The organism is Klebsiella sp. H-Nf2 (assembly GCF_002806645.1).
In the GTDB taxonomy this organism is placed as follows: Bacteria; Pseudomonadota; Gammaproteobacteria; order Enterobacterales; family Enterobacteriaceae; genus Klebsiella; species Klebsiella variicola.
This window is the reverse complement of sequence record NZ_PIBL01000003.1, coordinates 255,379-274,837: the sequence shown is the minus strand read 5'-3', so window position 1 is coordinate 274,837 and position 19,459 is coordinate 255,379. Positions and strand designations below refer to the sequence as shown.

Below are 19,459 nucleotides of genomic sequence, written 5' to 3'. Positions count from 1 at the left end.
GAAATTATTGGTTGGACCAATCGGCCTGGCTGGGGATAAAAACAGGGAGCGTGGAGACAGAATGACCCTCTCCGGGCGGAGAGGGCAGGGGATCAGAATTCGCTGCGGGCGAAACCGGTCATCTCTTGCAGATCCATTTCCCGGCCCAGGGCGGTCATTGGATGGACGACCACCAGACCACGGACGCTTTTCTTCAGTTTGCCCATATCGGCCTGCTCTTTTTTGGTAATCGCGCGGCGGAACGGCAGACTCATCAGCTTCTGCGCCTCTTTGCTCAGCTTCTGGCTCTGGACGGAACGCAGACGTTCAATCTCCGCTTCCAGGGTGGCTTTTTCTTTTTCCAGCTCGGCGTATTTGTCGGCGGCTTCCACCAGCGACAGCTCGGCCTGCTGATGGCGGATGGCGTCGAGACGGTCGCTCAGACGCTTGATTTCATTCTTTTCGACTTCTTTCATGGTGACTTAATCTGTTAATAAAGGGGCTTCATTCGCCTATAGTATGTGCCGTGACCGCCATTGTTGATAGTTATTTATCAAAAATTCGCCGTTTATCGCCGTCAGAATGGGATACTCATACTAGCTAATAATTTGAATTTTATTAATATTCTGCCTAACACCTGGTCTAATTTCATTTCTGTGAAGCCTGTCGGCGGATAAGCACGTTTTCCTTAACCCGCGCCGGTGATTTGACTAATGCTTATTAAGATTATTCCCAAAAGGAGGACGTGATGGCAAAGATCGGCGACGGCGTACCACGTTTAATCGATAAAGCGGTTGATTTTATGGCTTCCAGTCAGGCGTTTATGGAGTATTTGAAAAAATCTCCGCGTCTGCAGCATATACCCCGAGATATTCCCCAGGATAAGGAAGCGTTGTTTCTGCAGCGTCTGGAATATTATCGTCAGCTTTACCGGCCGACCTGCGACCAGACGGAGCCGGAATCAGAGCGTTGATTTCTGGAAGGCTTTTTTTAAGCTGATTCGCGAAATCAGCTCAGTCAGGGACAACACCATTGTTGAGCGCACCATCTGCTGGTAACGCAGCTTCTGCATTGCCAGCAGTTCGGCATCGCTGTCATCAAACTGCGGCGTTGGCGGCAGGGCGGCGACGCAGTGCAGCTCGCCGAACGGACCGATAATTTCGTCGTCGGTAAAGCTGTACTCATTGCCGTCGTGGTTAAGCTCTTCGCGCAGGGCCATCAGCAGTTCGGCGTCTTCATATTCGGCACGACTTATCACCCCAAGGCCATAAATCAGCTTCAGGCGTACAGAGAGATCGCCGAGCGGCCCGCTGCCCTCCAGCAAGGGCTCGACGGCGTATTTCACCGCGTAGTCGTCTTTACGGAACACCTGAAGCACCAGAATATTGACCGCTTCCGTTAACAGCTCGACGGTGGCGATCAGGAAGCTTCGTACGGTTTTGCCAGCATTCAGACGCTCAAGCACACGGTTTTCAAATGCTTGTGTTTCTTCCATCATTGCCTGCATATCTGACAGGAGTCGTAATGGGCGCGACGTTGGTCGCGCCAGGTTGTGCATCATTTTTCCGCGTTGTAGTCGTTAACGGCCTCCGCGACGACATCACTTGCGGTATCCAGGCCGGAAATCTGCGCCAGCGCGGCCTGCGGCCCCTTGTCGGCGATCAGTGCCGCCAGCTCCTGCGCCTGCGGATCGTCTTCGCTACGGAAATGCATCGCCGCCGCAATCCCTTTCACCAGGTTGCGGTGCGGCAGACCGTATTCCAGTGTACCCAGCAGCGGCTTAATTAAACGGTCGCCAGCACTCAGTTTGCGCAGCGGCTGACGGCCAACGCGCTCGACATCGTCTTTCAGGTACGGGTTCTCGAAACGTCCAAGAATTTTCTGGATATAAGCCGCGTGTTTCTGCGGGTCAAAGGCGTAACGTTTGATCAGCACCGCGCCGCTCTCTTCCATCGCGCCCTGCACGACGGCACGAATTTTCTCGTCGAGGATCGCGTCGCGAATCGTCTGGTGGCCCGCCAGTTTTCCGAGGTAGGCGGTTATAGCATGCCCGGTGTTCAAGGTGAAGAGCTTGCGTTCGACAAATGCCATCAGGTTATCAGTTAATTCCATTCCCGGGATAGTCGGCAGCGCGCCCTTGAACTGGGTCTCATCGACAATCCACTCGCTGAAGGTTTCCACGGTGACTTCCAGCGGGTCATGGGTGGCGGAAGCCGATGGCGGCACAATACGGTCAACGGCAGAGTCGACAAAGCCGATATGGGCTTCAACCCACGCTTTATCTTCTTCGGCCAGCGCGTTAAATACGTGGCCTTTTAACTGCGTGGTGCCGCGCACCATATTTTCGCAGGCGATAATGTTCAGCGGGCGTTCGGTGCCCTGCGCTTTGCGCTTCGCCAGCCCTTTGGCGATGGCCGGGGCGATGCGCTCGAGTACGACGGGACCGACGGCGGTGGTGACCAGATCCACCTCAGCGATCAGGTCCACAACCTCATCGCCGATGCTGCTGACGGCATTGACGCCGGAGACAGTATCCACCTGCTCATTCTCACCGACGACGTGAACCTGATAGCTATGACGGGCATTCAGGGCATCAAGTACGGTCTGATTGACATCGGCGAACGTCAGTTCGATGCCCGCGTCGGCCAGCAATTTACCGATAAAGCCACGTCCGATATTACCTGCGCCAAAATGTAATGCTTTCATAGTATTAACCTTCAATTAATGTTTTTACCTGAGAGGGCTGGGGTGAGGCTTTTCCCCTCACCCAAACCCTCTCCCAAAGGGAGAGGGAATGGACCGCTTTGGTTATTTATTCAACAGTGCCAGAACTTCGTCGACGCTGGTGGTTTTCGCCAGGCGCTCAATCACGGTTTCGTCATCCAGGGCGTTAGTCAGGCTGGTGATAACCTGAATATGCTCGTTGTTGCGGGCCGCGATGCCGATCACCAGACGGGCGACATCGTCTTCATCTTCCCCAAAGCGCACGCCTTCCGGGTACTGGCAGAAGACGACGCCGGTTTTCAGCACACGGTCTTTCGCTTCGATGGTGCCGTGCGGTACCGCGATGGACTCGCCGAGATAGGTTGAGGTCAGTTTTTCGCGGTCCAGCATTGCCTGCACATATTCCGGCTCGACGTAGCCCCCTTTCACCAACTGCTCGCCGGCGAAGCGAATGGCTTCTTCTTTGGTGGCCGCTTTGCGACCGAGGAAGATGTTATCCGCGCCCAGCTGGAACAGATTTTTGTCGCCATCATCAAAGCTGTCTTTCAGGCTATCGGTGACTTTGACTTCGTTGTCGATGTGACGCTGGGCCGCGACCAGACGCTCGGTCAGGCTGGTGTACAGACCGCTGTCGAGGAAGTTGGTCAGCGAAATATGCTGCGCCTGCGGTACCTGGCGCATGGCGCGCTCGGTCAGGTCGCGGTGGGTAATGACCAGGTCAACATCCGGCGGCAGGTTATTGATTGCGCTGTTGGTGACCGAGATGTTGCTCAGTCCGGCATCCTGCACTTTCTTGCGCAGTACCCCGGCACCCATGGCGCTGGAGCCCATCCCGGCGTCGCAAGCGACGATGATTTTACGCACATGGCTCAGGTCGTTGGTCACATTACCGGCCGCCAGCGGGCTACCGCCTTTGGATTCCGCTTTCATGTCGTGCATACGACGTGTCGCGGCTTCGATATCGTCTTCTTCTTTTACCTTGCTGGTCTTCAGCAGAACCGCAGAGACCACGAAGGAGACCGCCATCGCTGCGATAATCGCGGCGATGTTAGCGAAGTAGGCGCCTTTCGGCGTCATCGCCAGCACTGCCAGGATAGAGCCCGGGGAAGCCGGAGAGACCAGACCGCCGTTGAGGATGGTCAGGGTGAAGACACCGGTCATCCCGCCGAGGATAACGGCCAGGATCAGACGCGGGTTCATCAGCACGTACGGGAAGTAGATTTCATGGATACCCCCCAGGAAGTGGATGATAGCCGCCCCGCCTGCAGACTGTTTTGCGCTGCCGCGGCCAAAGAACATGTACGCCAGCAGAACGCCCATCCCCGGACCCGGGTTAGCTTCAATCAGGAAGAAGATGGATTTACCCAGCTCGTGGGACTGCTGAATACCCAGCGGCGAGAAGATACCGTGGTTGATGGCGTTATTGAGGAACAGGATTTTTGCCGGTTCAACGAAGATAGACGCCAGCGGCAGCATGTCGTGCGCCACCATAAAGTTAACGCCAGCCGCCAGAATTTTCGACAGAACTTCAACCGCCGGGCCGATGCCGAGGAAGGCCAGGATGGCAAGGATCATCCCGATGATGCCAGCGGAGAAGTTATTCACCAGCATTTCAAAACCGGATTTGATCTTACCGTCTACCCAGTTATCGAACTTCTTGATGCAGTAGCCGCCCAGCGGGCCGGCAATCATTGAGCCGAGGAACATCGGCATATCCGCGCCGACGATAACGCCCATGGTGGTGATCGCCCCGACCACGCCACCACGTTCGCCGCCGACTAATTTACCGCCGGTGTAACCGATCAGCAGCGGCAGCAGGTAGGTGATCATCGGACCGACCAGCTTCGCCAGCGTTTCGTTTGGCAACCACCCTGTCGGAATGAAAAGCGCGGTGATGATACCCCACGCGATAAACGCGCCGATATTCGGCATCACCATATTGCTGAGGAAACGACCAAAGCTTTGCACCTTGATCTTGATATCGGATGACATAAAACACCCCTTCTTCTGTTTTGCGTATCGCGCAGGCTAAAAGCCCGAGGTTTGTTGTTAATGTGGCGGCAGAGGTAGCCGGACCCTGATTGATAGTGCGAAATCTGGCACTGAATCGTTAAGCTGTCCAGCCAGCGCCCTTTTGTGTGATACGGATCACATGAATATAGGGGGCAAAGCGGTTTTTGTAGTGATGTTGATCACATAACGCCTGTGTAAAAAAACAACACAGCGCCTTTTTAGCCGCTGATCTGCCTTTTTGTGTGATATTTGTCACAATTTTGTTTCGTGGTTTTGTTGTTTGTTTGTGATTTTGATCACAAAGAATTTCGCGGGGGATTTTCGCCGCTGTGATCTCGGCCCGGTTTTGCTTCCACGTCGGGATGACTCTGTAACTAAGCAACCTTAACTGCCGAATAACTTTTTTACGCCGGATGGCAAAAATGAAAGGCGTGAATTATGCTCAAAATAGCGGCCCGAATGTCAGTGGGTCGTGAATAAAATTCATATAAATTATTAGCGTAAAGCCGAGGGAATTATGTTTCTCAATTATTTTGCGCTGGGCGTTCTGATCTTCGTTTTTCTGGTCATTTTTTATGGAATTATCATTATTCACGATATTCCTTATTTGATCGCCAAAAAACGCAACCACCCTCATTCCGATGCTATTCATGTCGCCGGATGGGTCAGTCTTTTTACTCTCCACGTCATCTGGCCGTTTTTATGGATTTGGGCCACGCTGTACCAGCCTGAGCGCGGCTGGGGCATGCAGCATAAGGCGAATACGGCCCCTGACGAACCTGAAAAAGAGACGGATATACAACAGCTTCGCCAACGACTGAGCGACCTTGAACACCAGGTGGCGGCCATCCAGCGGCCACAGTCCACCTCTGCGGCGGAGAAATAATCTATGGATCTGTTGATAATTTTGACCTACGTGGCCATCGCCTGGTCGATATTTAAAATCTTCAAAATACCGGTAAATAAATGGACGGTACCTACCGCGGCGCTGGGGGGGGTATTTATTGTTAGCGCGCTTATTTTATTAATGAACTATAACCACCCGTACACCTTTCTGGCGCAAAAGGCAGTGATATCTATTCCTATTACGCCGCAGGTTACCGGAGTGGTTGACAGCGTCACCGACAAAGCGAATCAGCGCGTCAAAAAGGGCGAGGTGCTTTTTACTATTGACCCAGCGCGCTATCAGGCGCGGGTCGACCGCCTGCAGGCCGACCTGGTGACGGCGCTGCACAGTATTAACACCCTCAAGGCGCAGCTCTCTGAAGCCCAGGCCAACACCACCCGCGTGTCGGCGGAGCGCGATCGCTTATACAAGGACTATCAGCGCTACCTGAAAGGGAGCCAGGCGCGGGTGAACCCGTTCTCGGAAAGTGACATCGATAACGCCAGGCAGAATTACCTTGCCCAGGACGCGCTGGTCAAGGCGTCGGTGGCGGAGCAGGCGCAGATCCAGAGCCAGCTGGACAGCATGATCAACGGCGAGCAGTCGCAAGTGGCCAGCCTGCGCGCCCAGCTGGCGGAGGCGAAATACAATCTTGACCAGACCACTGTGCGGGCGCCCAGCGATGGGTATATCACCCAGGTGCTGATCCGCCCGGGGACCTATGCCGCCTCGCTGCCGCTGCGCCCGGTAATGGTATTTATCCCGGAGCAAAAACGGCTGATCGTCGCCCAGTTTAGGCAAAACTCCCTGTTAAGGCTGGAGAAAGGAGACGATGCGGAAGCGGTGTTTAATGCTCTGCCCGGGCAGGTGTTCCACGGCAAACTGGTGAGCATTTTACCGGTGGTGCCGGGGGGAAGTTATCAGGCGCAAGGGGCGTTGCAGTCGCTGACCGTGACGCCGGGCAGTGATGGCGTGCTGGCGACCATTGAGCTCGACCCCAATGCCGAAATTGATGCGCTACCCGATGGCATCTACGCGCAGGTGGCAGTCTACTCCGACCATTTCACCCACGTCTCGGTAATGCGTAAAGTGCTGCTGCGCATGACCAGCTGGATGCACTACCTCTATCTCGATCATTAATGCGATCGGCGGCAGGTTGAGCGGGATGCTCACCTGCCTTTTGCCCCGCCCTGAGCCATACTCATATCTTTGTTGGCGATAATTTGTTGGCGATAAGGAGCAGGCTATGAAACTGATCGGCAGCTACACCAGTCCCTTTGTGCGCAAAATCTCCGTGATCCTGCTGGAAAAGCGCATCCCTTTTGAGTTTGTCAACGAATCCCCCTACAGCGAAAGCAACGGTGTGGCGCGCTATAATCCGCTGGGCAAAGTGCCGGCGCTGGTGACGGACGACGGTGAGTGCTGGTTTGACTCCCCGGTCATTGCCCAGTATCTGGAGCTGCTGGGCGTGGCGCCGCCGATGATCCCCGCCGACCCCAGAGCCGCTCTCAGGATGCGTCAGCTTGAAGCGCTGGCGGATGGGGTCATGGAGGCCGCCCAGGCGCTGGTGCGCGAAAAAGCCCGCCCTGGCGCGCAGCAGTCAGAACAAGAGCTGCTCCGCCAGCGGGAGAAAGTGGCTCGTGGCCTCGACAGGCTGGAAGCCTGCGCGGCAGACGGAACGCTGCGCGGCGACGAGGTCAATCTGGCGACCATTTCCACGGCCTGCGCCATTGCTTATCTGAACTTTCGCCGGGTAGCGCCCGGCTGGTGCGCCACCCGGCCCCAGCTGGTGAAGCTGGTGGATGCGTTGTTCCAGCGCGCCAGCTTTGCGCGTACCGAACCGCCGCGGACTTGACCCAGGCAGGTAACAGTTTGCGCAGGGAGGCGTTACAATCGCCACTGATTGTTGACTCCCTCTCCCGTCGGGAGGGGGGAAAATAACTTACCGCCAGGCCCATTCATGACTACCGATATTCGTGCGCTTTATACCCGGCTTCCGGCCATTGACCGCTTACTACGCGACCCCACTTTTTCTCCCTTGCTGGCGCAGCACGGCCATTCGCAGGTGGTGGCGCAGCTGCGCCAGATGCTGGATGAGGCGCGGGAACAGATTAGCCAACGGCAGACGCTTCCTGACTGGAGCCATGACTGGCTGAACGCCTGCGCGCAGCGGCTCACCGCCGGCCAGCAGAGCGCTCTGCGTCCGGTGTTTAATCTCACTGGTACGGTGTTGCATACCAATCTCGGGCGCGCCATTCAGGCGGAGTCGGCCGTGGAGGCGGTTGCCAGCGCGATGCGCGCGCCGGTGACGCTCGAATATGATCTCGACGACGCCGGGCGCGGCCATCGCGATCGCGCCATTGCCGATCTGCTGTGCCAGATCACCGGCGCGGAAGATGCCTGTATCGTGAACAACAACGCGGCGGCCGTTCTGTTGATGCTGGCGGCCACCGCCAGCGGCCGCGAAGTGGTGGTCTCCCGCGGCGAACTGGTGGAGATCGGCGGGGCATTTCGCATTCCCGACGTGATGCGCCAGGCGGGTTGTCAGCTGCACGAAGTGGGTACCACCAACCGCACCCATGCCAAAGACTATCGCCAGGCAGTGAATGACAATACCGCGCTGCTGATGAAGGTCCACACCAGCAACTACAGTATTGAGGGCTTTACCAAAGCCGTCGACGAGGCGGAGCTGGCGGCCATTGGCCGCGAACTGGACGTCCCGGTGGTGGCCGACCTGGGCAGCGGGTCGCTGGTGGATCTCAGCCAGTATGGCCTGCCGAAGGAGCCGATGCCGCAGGAGATGATCGCCGCCGGGGTGAGCCTGGTTAGTTTCTCTGGCGACAAGCTGCTCGGCGGCCCGCAGGCCGGAATTATCGTCGGCAAACGCGCGCTGATTGCCCGGCTGCAAAGCCATCCGCTGAAGCGGGCCCTGCGCGCGGATAAAATGACCCTCGCGGCGCTGGAAGCCACGCTGCGCCTCTATCAGCACCCGGAGGTGCTGACGGAGAGATTACCGACGCTGCGCTTGCTCACCCGTCCGGCGGAAGAGATCCGTCGGCTGGCTGAACGCCTGCAGCCTGACCTGGCGGCACACTATGCTGATTTTGCCGTCAGCGTGGCAGCCTGCCAGTCGCAGATTGGCAGCGGTTCGTTACCCGTTGACCGCCTGCCCAGCGCGGCGTTGACCTTTACCCCACATGACGGCCGCGGCAGCCGGCTGGAGGCACTGGCGGCCCGCTGGCGCGCACTGCCGTTCCCGGTGATTGGCCGCATTGATGACGGTCGGCTCTGGCTGGACCTGCGCTGTCTGGAAGATGAAACCCGGTTTATGGAGATGTTGTTACGATGATTATTGCCACCGCTGGACATGTTGACCACGGCAAAACGACGCTGCTGCAGGCGATAACCGGCGTGAATGCCGATCGTCTGCCGGAAGAGAAAGCGCGGGGAATGACGATCGATCTCGGCTATGCCTACTGGCCGCAGCCGGACGGGCGGGTGCTGGGATTTATTGACGTTCCCGGGCACGAAAAGTTTTTGTCCAACATGCTGGCGGGGGTGGGGGGTATTGACCATGCGCTGCTGGTGGTGGCCTGCGATGACGGGGTGATGGCGCAAACTCGCGAACACCTGGCGATCCTGCAACTGACCGGAAAGCCGACGCTGACCGTGGCGCTGACCAAAACGGACCGCGTAGCGGCCGACAGGGTGGCGGAGGTGCAGGCGGAGGTCGAGCAGACTCTGCGCGAGCTGGGCTTTGACGCCGTCGCTTTCTTTCCCACCGCGGCGGCGGAAAACATCGGTATTGCCGAACTGCGCAGCCATCTGCTGCAGCTTGCGGAGCGCCCCCACCCGCAGCAGCAGCGGTTTCGCCTGGCGCTGGACCGTGCTTTTACCGTCAAAGGCGCGGGGCTGGTGGTCACCGGGACGGCGCTCTCCGGCGAAGTACGGGTCGGGGATACTCTGTGGCTCACCGGCGTGAATACGCCGATGCGCGTGCGTGGTCTGCATGCCCAGAATCAAGCGGTTGAGCAGGCGCACGCCGGGCAGCGCATTGCGCTGAATATTGTCGGCGATGCACAGAAAGAGGCATTGCACCGCGGCGACTGGCTGTTGTCCTCACCGCCGCCGGAGCCTGCTGAACGGGTGATTGTCGAGCTGCAGTGCCATACGCCGCTCAGCCAGTGGCAGCCGCTGCATATTCACCACGCTGCCAGCCACATTACCGGCCGGGTGTCGCTCCTTGAGGACAACCTGGCGGAGCTGGTGCTGGATACCCCGCTGTGGCTGGCGGATAACGACCGGCTGGTGCTCCGCGATATCTCTGCTCGCTTGACGCTGGCCGGCGCACGGGTGGTGACGCTGGATCCCCCGCGCCGCGGCAAACGTAAACCGGAATATCTGCAGTGGCTGCACGCTCTGGCGGCGGTCGGCGCTGACGATGCGCAGGCGCTTGAGCTGCATCTGCAGCGGGATGCCGTCCGGCTTGAGCGCTTCGCCTGGGCGCGGCAGCTCAGCGAAGCCGGAATGGCCGCCATGATCCAGCGACCAGACTATCTGCAGGCCGGACAGCGCCTGCTCAGTGCCCCGCTTGCCGCCCGCTGGCAGCGAAAATTGCTGGATGCTCTGGCGCGTTACCATGAGCAGCATCGCGATGAGCCCGGGCCGGGCCGGGAGCGCCTGCGTCGCATCGCGCTGCCGATGGAAGATGAAGCGCTGGTGCTGCTGCTGATTGAGCAGATGCGCGAGAGCGGCATAGTCCACAGCCATCACGGCTGGCTGCATTTGCCGGAGCATAAAGCCGGGTTTACCGACGAGCAGCAGGCGGTCTGGCAGAAGGTGGAAACCCTGTTCGGCGATGACCCCTGGTGGGTGCGCGATCTTGCGCGCGAAGTCCATGTTGAAGAGTCCCTGATGCGCGCGGTGCTGCGCCAGGCGGCGCAGCAGGGGATGATTACCGCGATCGTCAAGGATCGTTACTACCGCAACGATCGCATTGTGCAGTTCGCCCAGCGGGTGCGCGAGCTGGATCAGCTGCGCGGATCCACCTGCGCCGCGGATTTCCGCGATACCTTAAACGTCGGGCGGAAGCTGGCGATCCAGATCCTGGAGTATTTTGATCGGATTGGCTTCACCCGCCGTCGCGGTAACGATCATATCCTGCGCGATAAGGCGTTGTTTCTGTAATCATTAGCGCCAGCTCCCCGGCGTCCTGCCGGGGAAGAGAGGCGGTTGGCGTCAGTTTTGCCCGTAATAGGCGTTCGCGCCGTGCTTGCGCAAATAGTGTTTATCCAGCAATACCGTCTGCATCTCCGGCAACTGAGGCGAGAGCTGGCGCGAGAACAGCCCCATATACGCGCACTCCTCAAGCACCACGGCGTTATGTACGGCGTCTGCGGCGTCTTTTCCCCAGGCGAACGGACCGTGTGAATGGACAAGTACCGCCGGAACCTGTGCCGGATCGAGGCGTCGTTCTTCAAAGGTCTGAATAATCACTTCGCCGGTCTGATACTCATATTCTCCGTTAATTTCCTCTTCGGTCATCAGGCGGGTACAGGGGATCGCGCCATAGAAGTAGTCGGCGTGGGTGGTGCCCCAGGCGGGCAGATCGAGACCCGCCTGTGACCAGATCGTCGCGTGGCGGGAGTGGGTATGCACGATCCCGCCGATCTGCGGATAACGGCGATAGAGTGCCAGATGGGTCGGCGTGTCCGATGAAGGCTTTTTGCCGCCGGCCACTACTTTGCCGCTGGCGATCTCGACCACCACCATATCCTCGGCGGTCATCACGTCGTATTCCACGCCGGAAGGTTTGATCACCATCAGCGTGCGTGTTTCATCGACCGCGCTGACGTTGCCCCAGGTAAACGTCACCAGCTGGTGTGCCGGGAGCGCCAGATTGGCCGCCAGCACGTCGGCTTTGAGCTGTTCTAACATGCGAATCCTCCTTCCTGCATCCGCGCTTCTATCCAGCGTCGGGCCTGAATAATTTCCAGTACCGGCTCTTTGGCTTTTTCCGTCCACATCTCAATCAGAAATGCGCCGCGATAGTTCAGCTCATGCAGTGTTTTGAAGATGCCGACGAAATCCACACAGCCTTCGCCAAACGGTACGTCGCGGAACTGACCGGGGCTCTGCGCGGTCACCGGCTGGGTATCTTTTAAATGAATGGCGGCGATGCGATCGATACCCAGCTTCAGCTCGGCGGTGACGTCGTTTCCCCAGGCGCTAAGGTTGCCCACGTCCGGGTAGACCGAGAACCACGGCGAGGCGAGCATCTCATCCCACTTTTTCCATTTGCTGATGGAGTTCATAAAAGCGGTATCCATGATCTCCACCGCCAGCATCACCTGCGCCGCTGCGGCCTGTTCCACTGCCCACGCCAGCCCTTCGGCAAAGCGCTGTTGGGTACCTTCATCATGCGCTTCGTAATAGACGTCATACCCTGCCAGCTGAATGGTGCGGATGCCGAGATCGCGCGCCAGACGGATGGCTTTGGTCATGATCTCTCGTGCCTGCTGGCGCACGGCCGCATCGCGGCTGCCAAAAGGGAAACGGCGATGCGCGGAGAGGCACATCGACGGGACCGCCACGCCGGTTTCCAGCATAGCGGTGACCAGCGAGGCGCGCTGTGTTGCGCTCCAGTCGAGACGCGACAGCCGCTCGTCGGTCTCATCCACCGACATCTCGACGAAATCGAAACCGCAGCTTTTCGCCAGCACCAGCCGTTCCGGCCAGCTGAGATCTTTCGCCAGTGCTTTCTCATAGATCCCTAACGGATGGTTACGCATGCTTATCTCCCCAGATAGCGTCGATCTGCGCATGGAACGCCGCGGCGACCTGCGCCGGTTGCGTTGCTCCGGCTAGCGCGCGTCCGGCAATAAACGCTTTCACCTGAATATCTTTGAACAACGGCAGATCGGCCGGGGTGATGCCGCCGGTGATTGACAGCTGAAGGCCGATATCAGAGAGCGCTTTCATCCGCGCCAGATCGGCGTCACTCCACTGCTGTCCGCTGGCCTGGGCGTCGCGGCCGCGATGGTAAATCGCCTGGCGGACGCCGGTGCGGTACCAGGCGCGAGCGTCATCCAGCGTCCAGTTGCCAAACAACTCCATCTGTATTTCACCGCCGCAGCTTTGCGCGACGGCGTGGCCCTTTTCCACCGTGGCGAGGGGCGCGGCGCAGATGATGGTCATCCAGTTGGCGCCAGCGGCAAAGGCCTGCTGAGCCAGCGTTTCTCCCGCATCGGCAACCTTCCAGTCGGCGACGATGATTTTATCCGGACACTGGGCGCGCAGGGCTTTCACCGCGCTAAGGCCTTCTGTTAAGCAGAGGATGGTGCCGGCTTCAACGATATCGACGTGGTCCCGTAACAGGGCGACATCGCGGCTGGCCGCTTCAAGGCTGGTATGGTCGAGCGCCAGTTGCAGTAATGGTCGGCTCATAATGCATGCTCCTTAATACGGGCGTGGTAGCCCTGTAGTGCTTCAATCAAATGTTGGTAATGGCAATATTTTTGCTGGTAGCGCGCGTGGACGGCCATGTCAGGCAGCAGCGTGCGCACCGGGTGCTGAAGGTGGCGGCAGGCATCGTTGAAATCGCGATAAACGCCAGTGCCGACCCGGGCGGCGAGCGCGGCGCCAAAGCAGCCGGTCTCCTCTACCTGCGGCAGCTCGACGCGCAGGCCGCTGACGTCCGCCAGCATCTGCATCCAGACGTCGGAGTGCGCCGGGCCGCCGGTGACGCGCAGGGCCTGCACGTGGGTAAAGCGCTCGCGCATGCGGTTGAGGTGGGTCATGTGGCTGAACACCACGCCCTCATAGACCGCCTGCAGCAGATGCGCGCGGGTGTGGAGCGCCTGCATGCCATAGAAGCCGCAGGTCATCTCCAGCCCGGCGTTGCTGCCGTAGAGAAACGGCAGAAAAAAGAGGTCGCTACCGGCCTTTGGCAGGCCGGCGACGGCCTGATTGATATCGTCAAAAGAGAGTTCGCCCCACTGGGCGGTGAACCATTCGAGGTTGCCTGACGAGGTGGGGCTGGCTTCGTGAACAATGTACTGCCCGTCGTTGACGTAGCGGCCGTAGACGTAAGGGTGCGCTTCATGGTCGCGCAGGCCGCGGGTGATCCCGCTAGTGACGGCCCAGGTGCCCATCACCGCGTTGAGCGTGAATTCATCTTCGATACCGGCGCAGAGTGCGGTGGAGACCACATCAAACAGACCGCCGACGACGGGGGTTCCCGCCGCCAGACCGGTGATGGCGGCTGCCTGAGCGGTGATCTCCCCGCCTTTTTCTGCAGAACCAACGAGGGGCGGCAGCGCACCGTCAATTTCGCTGATGCCCAACCATTGGGTCAGACGCGGGTCGTACTGGCCGCTGGTCATGTTGTAGAGATTGGATTCAGAGATGTTGCTCTCTTCGCACCCTTTCACGCCGGTCAGGCGCCAGCGCAGATAGTCATGGCCCATCATCACGCAGCCAATTTGCGCGTAGCGCTGTGGTTCATGTTCTTTCACCCAGCGCAGCAGCGAGGCGGGATGTCCGGTCCATAGGGTCTGGCGGGTGACGGGATAGAGCTTTTCCGGGATCCCATCCTGTTGCCAGCGCTGGACGATCGCCAGCGCCCGGCGGTCGGAAGAGAGCATGGCATGGCCCAGCGGGCGATCCTGTTTATCAAGCAGGAACAGCCCCTTGCCCTGCGCGGAGATGCCCACGCCTTTAATTTGTTCACCGCAGATACCGGTACGTCGTAACAGCCCGGCGATGGTGGCGGCGCACTGCTGCCAGAGCTGGTCCATGTCGCGTTCGGCATAACCTGGCAAAGGCGACAGCGTCTGCAGTGATTGTCGGTTAATGCCATGTTCACGGCCTTGCGCGTCATATAATCCGGCTTTCAGATAGGTACCACCGCAATCAATGCCCAGCCAGAAGCGTGCTTTCTCACTCATTTTTTATCTCTCAATGTTGCCGGATGGCGCTGCGCTTAGCCGGCCTGCGGGAAGATGACCCACAGGCCTGGCGATTTTTTAGGCGGCGTGCTTCCGCGAGTTCACTGTATTGACGGGCGTGGCGCCGGCATCGCATTTCGCCGGCAGCAGCACAGCCATCAGCGCGGCCAGAGCCAGGGAGATAGCCAGGCAATACACCCCCGCGTCTTTGCTGTAGAGAGTGATCAGTACGCCCACCGCGTAGGGACCGCAGAAGCCGCCGAGGTTACCGAGGGCGTTGATAACCCCGCGCGCGCCGCCGGCCATTTCAGCGCTGAACAGCCGTGCCGGAATGGTCCAGAACACGCCAGCCGCCGATTGCAGGAAGAACCCGCAGCCGACCAGCGCGGCGTAGGACAGCCAGATCTGATTCTTCAGCGCCACCGACAGGAACATGCACAGGGCAAAGCCAATCAGCGGCAGGCAGACGAACAGTTTGCGTTTGCCGGTACGGTCAGAGAGGGAAGAGAACAGGAACATGCCGGCAATGGCGCCGACGTAGGGCAGAATGGCGAGCACCCCGACCTGGCCCATGCTGCTGTGGGTCAGCTCTTTGAGGATGGTGGGCAGCCACAAGGTGTAGCCGTAAATCCCGGTCTGATAGAAGAAGTTCAGCGCGATAAGCTGCCACATGGTTTTATCGGAAAGCACTGCGCTGAGCGAAGCGTTTTTCACCTCGGTTCCGGCAATCGCCTTTTGTTCTGCGGCCAGCGTTTCCACCAGATAGTGCTTCTCGGCATCAGAGATCCAGCGCGCTTCCTGTGGGCGGTCATAGACGGTATAGGCCCAGAGCAACAGAACGGCCACTGAGAGCAAACCTTCGATAATGAACAGCCAGCGCCAGTCGAGTACGGTGATGATCCATCCCGAAAGCGGGGCGGTGATAATCCCGGCGATGGGGACAAACATAATGACAATGGCGTTAGCGCGCCCGCGTTCGGCGTCCGGGAACCAGTTGCTGATCATGGTCAGCACCACCGGGAGCATACCGCCTTCTGCTACCCCCAGCAGGAAGCGCAGCACCAGCAGCTGATACTGGTTGGTGATTAATCCCGTCAGGACGGAGATCACCGCCCAGGCGACCAGCGACCAGCCAATAAACTTCTTGCCGCTTCCGTGAACGGCAATTTTGCCGCCGGGAACCTGTAAGAACAGATAACCAATAAAGAAAATACCACCTGCCAGTCCCGCCATGGTGGCGGAAATACCCAGTTCTGCATCCATGCCGCCCGGCATCGCAAAGGCGATATTGACGCGATCCATATAAGAGATAATACAGGCGATCAGAATGGGTGGAATAATTCGCAGCCAACGCTGACGAGGGATATCTTTTAGTCCTGGTCGAGAGGTCATATTCATAGTTGTAGCCTCGTAGAGTAAGTGTTCTGTTTTTTATTATTGTTGTGCTTTATTTAAGGCAGTAATGCCGTCGCGTAATATCGCTATGCGATGATTGACGTCCGCATCAGGATTAATTTCCAGTAATTTAATACCGAGAAATTGCAAGGGCTTGCTGTCAGTACAGGCTAATAATTCACGCACATGTGTGTGGGTCATTAAACTTTCTGCACAGAAGGGGGAGAACGGTGCGTGTAAATCCTGCCATTCACCGTATTCGCCATGTTGCGTGGTACCGGAGAACATCAGTGCGCCAAGCTTACCGGCCTGGCTGGCCTGCCGGGTATGGGCCAGCGGCAGGGTGGTGTCCTGGCCTTCAATGGCAGAGCGTGCCCAGTTAATGCCAACGCTGATCTCATAACCGGCAAGGGTTTCCAGCACATTATCTAAAGGCAGAAATCCCTTGCGCGGCGCGGGGCCGGTCATCGCATCGCAATGTTCCAGCACCAGGTCGCACGACCAGTCCCAGCTGGCGACTTCCTTCAGCGAACGGGCAAAGGCGTCGGTAGCCTGGGCGACGTTAGGGTTGCTGGCGCAAGGGGCGGCATGGAGTTCAAGCGCCACGATTTTCCCGGCGTTTGCCGCATTGATCGTGTTGATTTTCTGGTAAAGGTGGCGATAGTACGCCACGCAGGCTTTACGTTGTTCTTCGTCGCTGGACGCCAGCCCAAAGCCGCCGTGACCTCCGCGGCGGCGCATGGTTTCCATAATCGCCGTGACGACGATTTGCCAGTCGGCAGGAGTATGGCGCAATAACCACTCATCGCCCAGTGGGTGGAGATGTTCAAGACAGGGCTGCTCCAGCCCCCGAATATCCGGGGTGTCGGCCAGTTGCCGCCAGAATGCTTTTTCTTCGTCTTCACTTTTCTGGTGAAAAGAGGGTGCACAGGGATACGCACCGATAATATAACCGGTATTATTTTTCATAATGTGCTCCTGAATATAATGCTTTTATAAAGCGTCGATGGCCACTTTAACCACGATTTTTCTGATCGGCGTGGCGACCGACTTATGGCATCCGGGGCGATGAACATCCTGTGGGAAAAATATGACGTAGCTTCCCGGGATCATTTCAAGGAACGATTCATGTTCGCAACCGTGAAAGAAAATAATATCGCGCTGTGCTAATAGCGATTCGCTAATGGCGTTATTACCGTTATCAATAGCGAAACCTATTTTCTCTTCGCCCCAGGCCAGAAATTGGATATCCAGATAGCGGCGATGCACTTCCGGGCGATTTTCGGCAACTTCGCGAGTGGTTAAGTCGATAATCTGCGCGAAGATATTTTTGCCGTCGATCTCCACGACGCCGGGGACCAGTTTGCTGAAATCGGTGCTGCGCAGGAAATCCAGGGCTCGCTCAATTGCCGCAGGCAACCGACACGGATTAGGCTGCGTGATATGTCCAAAGATCATGGCTTAACTCCTTACAGCGCCTGAATTTTCGCCCAGACGCTGTCATCGACGGTGATACCGTCGCGACGATTCTCTTCCAGCAGGCGGGTAAACTCATGGCCGGGTAAACGGACGGCCACGTTTTCATCGGCCCGTTCGGCGGTGGTGATGAAATCCATAATCCGTTGCAGCTTGGCATCGCGGGTTGCGCCGTCGATAAGCTTATCGACCTCAATGGCGATGAAAATCTGCGAAACGCCATATTCATCGCTGTTTTCCTGGGTCACTTCGGCAACAGAAGATCCATTGGAAAGCAGGGTAGCGATCATATCCAGCACGATCGACAGGCCGGATCCTTTCCAGTAGCCCATGGGCAAAATGCGGCGATTTTTCTCGATGACGCCCGGTTCTTTGGTCAGATTGCCCTCATCGTCGAATCCGCCGTCTACCGGCAGTTCACGGCCCGCCAGGCGGTTCACCTCCAGCATGCCGTAGGAGAACATCGACATCGACATATCCACCATGGTGATTGGTGTGGAAGGAATGGCGACGATCAGCGGGTTGGTACCGATACGGCACTCTTTGGCGCCCCACGGCGGCATCACGGCGATGGAGTTGGTCCAGCAGATGCCGATGTAGCCTTTTTCCGCCGCCTGCCAGCCGTAGCTCCCCCCGCGCATCCAGTGGTTGGCGTTCCGCAGCGCCACCAGCCCAATGCCGTGATCGGATGCCAGCTCAATGGCCCGGTCCATCATCTTTTTTGCCGTCAGGTTGCCGATGGACCGCCGGGCGTCCCACTGCTCAATCGCGCCGAGGCTGGTAATACGCTGCGGTTTGGCTTCAGGGATGATATCGCCATTGTCCAGTTGCTGGATAAAGCGGGGAAAGCGGTTCACGCCGTGTGAATAGACGCCGGATTCCGTGGTGCGGGCGAACATGTCCGCGCAGGCATCGGCGGTTTCCGCCGCCACGCCGCGTTTAAGCAGTACCTGATTGAAGGCCTCTTTTAACTGCGAAAAAGTTACTTTCATACGTGTTTCCCTGGTGAGTTTTGATCGCTTTTTTATCATTAAATTTCACAATGCGAAATCTGATTTCAAATATAACGATCAAAATTTGTCAGATCAACGGCAGGGGTGTTTTTTAAAAACAATAAAAATCAATTGGTTATGTTTTTTGATCTCAGATCGTGAACTGACACACACTTTGCGCTACCATCAGAACGCAACGAAAGGGGAGCGGAAGCGATGGTGATGAAAGAGAGCGAGACAGGGCAAGACAAAGAGAGGCCGGCGGGAAGTCAGAGCCTGTTCCGTGGACTGATGTTGATTGAAATCCTGAGCAACTATCCAAACGGTTGCCCGCTGGCGCATCTGTCAGAGCTGGCGGGGCTGAATAAAAGCACGGTCCATCGATTGCTGCAGGGCTTGCAGTCCTGCGGGTATGTCACGCCAGCGCCGGCGGCGGGTAGCTATCGGCTCACCACCAAGTTCATCGCGGTCGGACAGAAGGCGCTGTCCTCGCTGAATATCATTCATGTGGCGGCCCCCCATCTTGAAACGCTTAATCTGGCGACGGGCGAGACGGTGAACTTTTCCAGTCGGGAAGACGATCATGCGATCCTGATTTACAAGCTCGAGCCGACAACCGGAATGCTGCGTACCCGTGCTTACATTGGCCAGCATATGCCGCTCTACTGTTCCGCGATGGGGAAGATTTACATGGCGTTCGGCCATCCTGATTATGTTGAGCATTACTGGAATACTCATCAGGATGTTATTCAGCCGCTGACCCGCAACACCATCACCGGCTTACCGGCCATGCATGATGAGCTGGCGCAGATCCGTGAACGTAACATGGCCATGGATCGGGAAGAGAATGAGCTGGGGGTGTCCTGTCTGGCGGTGCCGGTTTTTGATATTCACCAGCGCGTGCCCTACGCCATCTCTATTTCCCTGTCGACGTCGCGCCTCAAGCAGATAGGCGAAAAGAACTTGTTAAAACCGCTGCGTGAGACCGCGGAGGCGATCTCGCGTGAACTGGGTTTCACGGTGCGTGAAGCGTCAGGCAAATGACC

General features: G+C 57.8%; 19 protein-coding genes. 7 read left to right on the top strand and 12 right to left on the bottom strand.

The window, feature by feature from the left end:
- Window positions 1-92: 92 nt before the first annotated feature.
- Window positions 93-455 (bottom strand): YibL family ribosome-associated protein, encoded by a 363-nt coding sequence (locus CWM58_RS11665; protein WP_100680965.1) that lies wholly within the window; start codon window positions 453-455, stop codon window positions 93-95.
- A 272-nt stretch (window positions 456-727) separates the two neighbouring features.
- Here CWM58_RS11665 and CWM58_RS11660 point away from each other — a divergent pair, with 272 nt between their 5' ends.
- Window positions 728-952: a hypothetical protein gene (locus tag CWM58_RS11660; RefSeq protein WP_012540317.1), complete on the top strand. Its 225-nt coding sequence runs from the start codon at window positions 728-730 to the stop codon at window positions 950-952.
- Here the strand turns inward: CWM58_RS11660 and mtlR are convergent.
- From mtlR to mtlA, 3 genes are all read right to left on the bottom strand, one after another.
- Window positions 941-1,537, bottom strand: coding sequence for a mannitol operon repressor MtlR (gene mtlR / locus CWM58_RS11655; RefSeq protein WP_002922401.1), 597 nt, complete (start codon window positions 1,535-1,537; stop codon window positions 941-943). The genes CWM58_RS11660 and mtlR overlap by 12 nt on opposite strands.
- A complete protein-coding gene (mtlD, locus tag CWM58_RS11650) occupies window positions 1,537-2,685 on the bottom strand; it encodes a mannitol-1-phosphate 5-dehydrogenase (RefSeq protein ID WP_100680964.1) in 1,149 nt (382 codons plus the stop codon). Before mtlD ends, mtlR begins: the two co-directional genes overlap by 1 nt.
- Window positions 2,686-2,787: 102 nt before the next feature.
- Entirely contained in the window at window positions 2,788-4,695 is a 1,908-nt protein-coding gene (gene mtlA / locus CWM58_RS11645) for a PTS mannitol transporter subunit IICBA (protein ID WP_061152975.1), read from the bottom strand.
- Window positions 4,696-5,233: 538 nt separating this feature from the next.
- Between mtlA and CWM58_RS11640 the strand changes: the two genes are divergently transcribed.
- The 5 genes from CWM58_RS11640 (at window position 5,234) to selB (ending at window position 10,789) form a co-directional block, all read left to right on the top strand.
- Window positions 5,234-5,602, top strand: coding sequence for a DUF3302 domain-containing protein (locus tag CWM58_RS11640; protein WP_004152044.1), 369 nt, complete (start codon window positions 5,234-5,236; stop codon window positions 5,600-5,602).
- 3 nt (window positions 5,603-5,605) lie between these two features.
- Window positions 5,606-6,742 (top strand): HlyD family secretion protein, encoded by a 1,137-nt coding sequence (locus tag CWM58_RS11635; protein WP_100676484.1) that lies wholly within the window; start codon window positions 5,606-5,608, stop codon window positions 6,740-6,742.
- A 106-nt stretch (window positions 6,743-6,848) separates the two neighbouring features.
- Window positions 6,849-7,457, top strand: a complete 609-nt coding sequence (locus CWM58_RS11630) for a glutathione S-transferase (protein WP_004145238.1) — start codon at window positions 6,849-6,851, stop codon at window positions 7,455-7,457.
- 105 nt (window positions 7,458-7,562) lie between these two features.
- Window positions 7,563-8,951, top strand: a complete 1,389-nt coding sequence (selA, locus tag CWM58_RS11625; RefSeq protein WP_100680963.1) for an L-seryl-tRNA(Sec) selenium transferase — start codon at window positions 7,563-7,565, stop codon at window positions 8,949-8,951.
- A complete protein-coding gene (gene selB / locus CWM58_RS11620) occupies window positions 8,948-10,789 on the top strand; it encodes a selenocysteine-specific translation elongation factor (RefSeq protein ID WP_100680962.1) in 1,842 nt (613 codons plus the stop codon). Before selA ends, selB begins: the two co-directional genes overlap by 4 nt.
- A gap of 51 nt (window positions 10,790-10,840) precedes the next feature.
- Here the strand turns inward: selB and araD are convergent, their stop codons facing one another.
- The 8 genes from araD to yiaK form a co-directional block, all read right to left on the bottom strand.
- Window positions 10,841-11,539 carry an L-ribulose-5-phosphate 4-epimerase gene (araD, locus tag CWM58_RS11615; RefSeq protein WP_100680961.1) on the bottom strand — a complete coding sequence of 233 codons (699 nt, stop codon included), beginning with the start codon at window positions 11,537-11,539 and terminating at the stop codon, window positions 10,841-10,843.
- Window positions 11,533-12,393 (bottom strand): L-ribulose-5-phosphate 3-epimerase, encoded by an 861-nt coding sequence (locus CWM58_RS11610; protein ID WP_100680960.1) that lies wholly within the window; start codon window positions 12,391-12,393, stop codon window positions 11,533-11,535. The genes araD and CWM58_RS11610 overlap by 7 nt, the downstream gene beginning before the upstream one ends.
- Window positions 12,386-13,048 carry a 3-keto-L-gulonate-6-phosphate decarboxylase UlaD gene (gene ulaD / locus CWM58_RS11605; RefSeq protein ID WP_100680959.1) on the bottom strand — a complete coding sequence of 221 codons (663 nt, stop codon included), beginning with the start codon at window positions 13,046-13,048 and terminating at the stop codon, window positions 12,386-12,388. The genes CWM58_RS11610 and ulaD overlap by 8 nt, the downstream gene beginning before the upstream one ends.
- Complete coding sequence (locus tag CWM58_RS11600; protein ID WP_100680958.1) at window positions 13,045-14,550, bottom strand: FGGY-family carbohydrate kinase; 1,506 nt, start codon at window positions 14,548-14,550, stop codon at window positions 13,045-13,047. The genes ulaD and CWM58_RS11600 overlap by 4 nt, the downstream gene beginning before the upstream one ends.
- 78 nt (window positions 14,551-14,628) lie before the next feature.
- Window positions 14,629-15,948 (bottom strand): MFS transporter, encoded by a 1,320-nt coding sequence (locus tag CWM58_RS11595; RefSeq protein ID WP_039102638.1) that lies wholly within the window; start codon window positions 15,946-15,948, stop codon window positions 14,629-14,631.
- A 36-nt stretch (window positions 15,949-15,984) separates the two neighbouring features.
- Window positions 15,985-16,914, bottom strand: coding sequence for a DUF4862 family protein (locus CWM58_RS11590; protein WP_061152983.1), 930 nt, complete (start codon window positions 16,912-16,914; stop codon window positions 15,985-15,987).
- A 24-nt stretch (window positions 16,915-16,938) separates the two neighbouring features.
- Window positions 16,939-17,403: a YhcH/YjgK/YiaL family protein gene (locus CWM58_RS11585; protein WP_100680957.1), complete on the bottom strand. Its 465-nt coding sequence runs from the start codon at window positions 17,401-17,403 to the stop codon at window positions 16,939-16,941.
- Window positions 17,404-17,414: 11 nt separating this feature from the next.
- On the bottom strand, window positions 17,415-18,413 hold the full coding sequence (gene yiaK, locus CWM58_RS11580; protein ID WP_100680956.1) for a 3-dehydro-L-gulonate 2-dehydrogenase: 999 nt from the start codon (window positions 18,411-18,413) through the stop codon (window positions 17,415-17,417).
- 216 nt (window positions 18,414-18,629) lie between these two features.
- On the opposite strand from yiaK, the gene yiaJ reads away from it, so the two are divergent.
- Window positions 18,630-19,457 (top strand): IclR family transcriptional regulator YiaJ, encoded by an 828-nt coding sequence (yiaJ, locus tag CWM58_RS11575; RefSeq protein WP_012540327.1) that lies wholly within the window; start codon window positions 18,630-18,632, stop codon window positions 19,455-19,457.
- Window positions 19,458-19,459 lie beyond the last annotated feature (2 nt).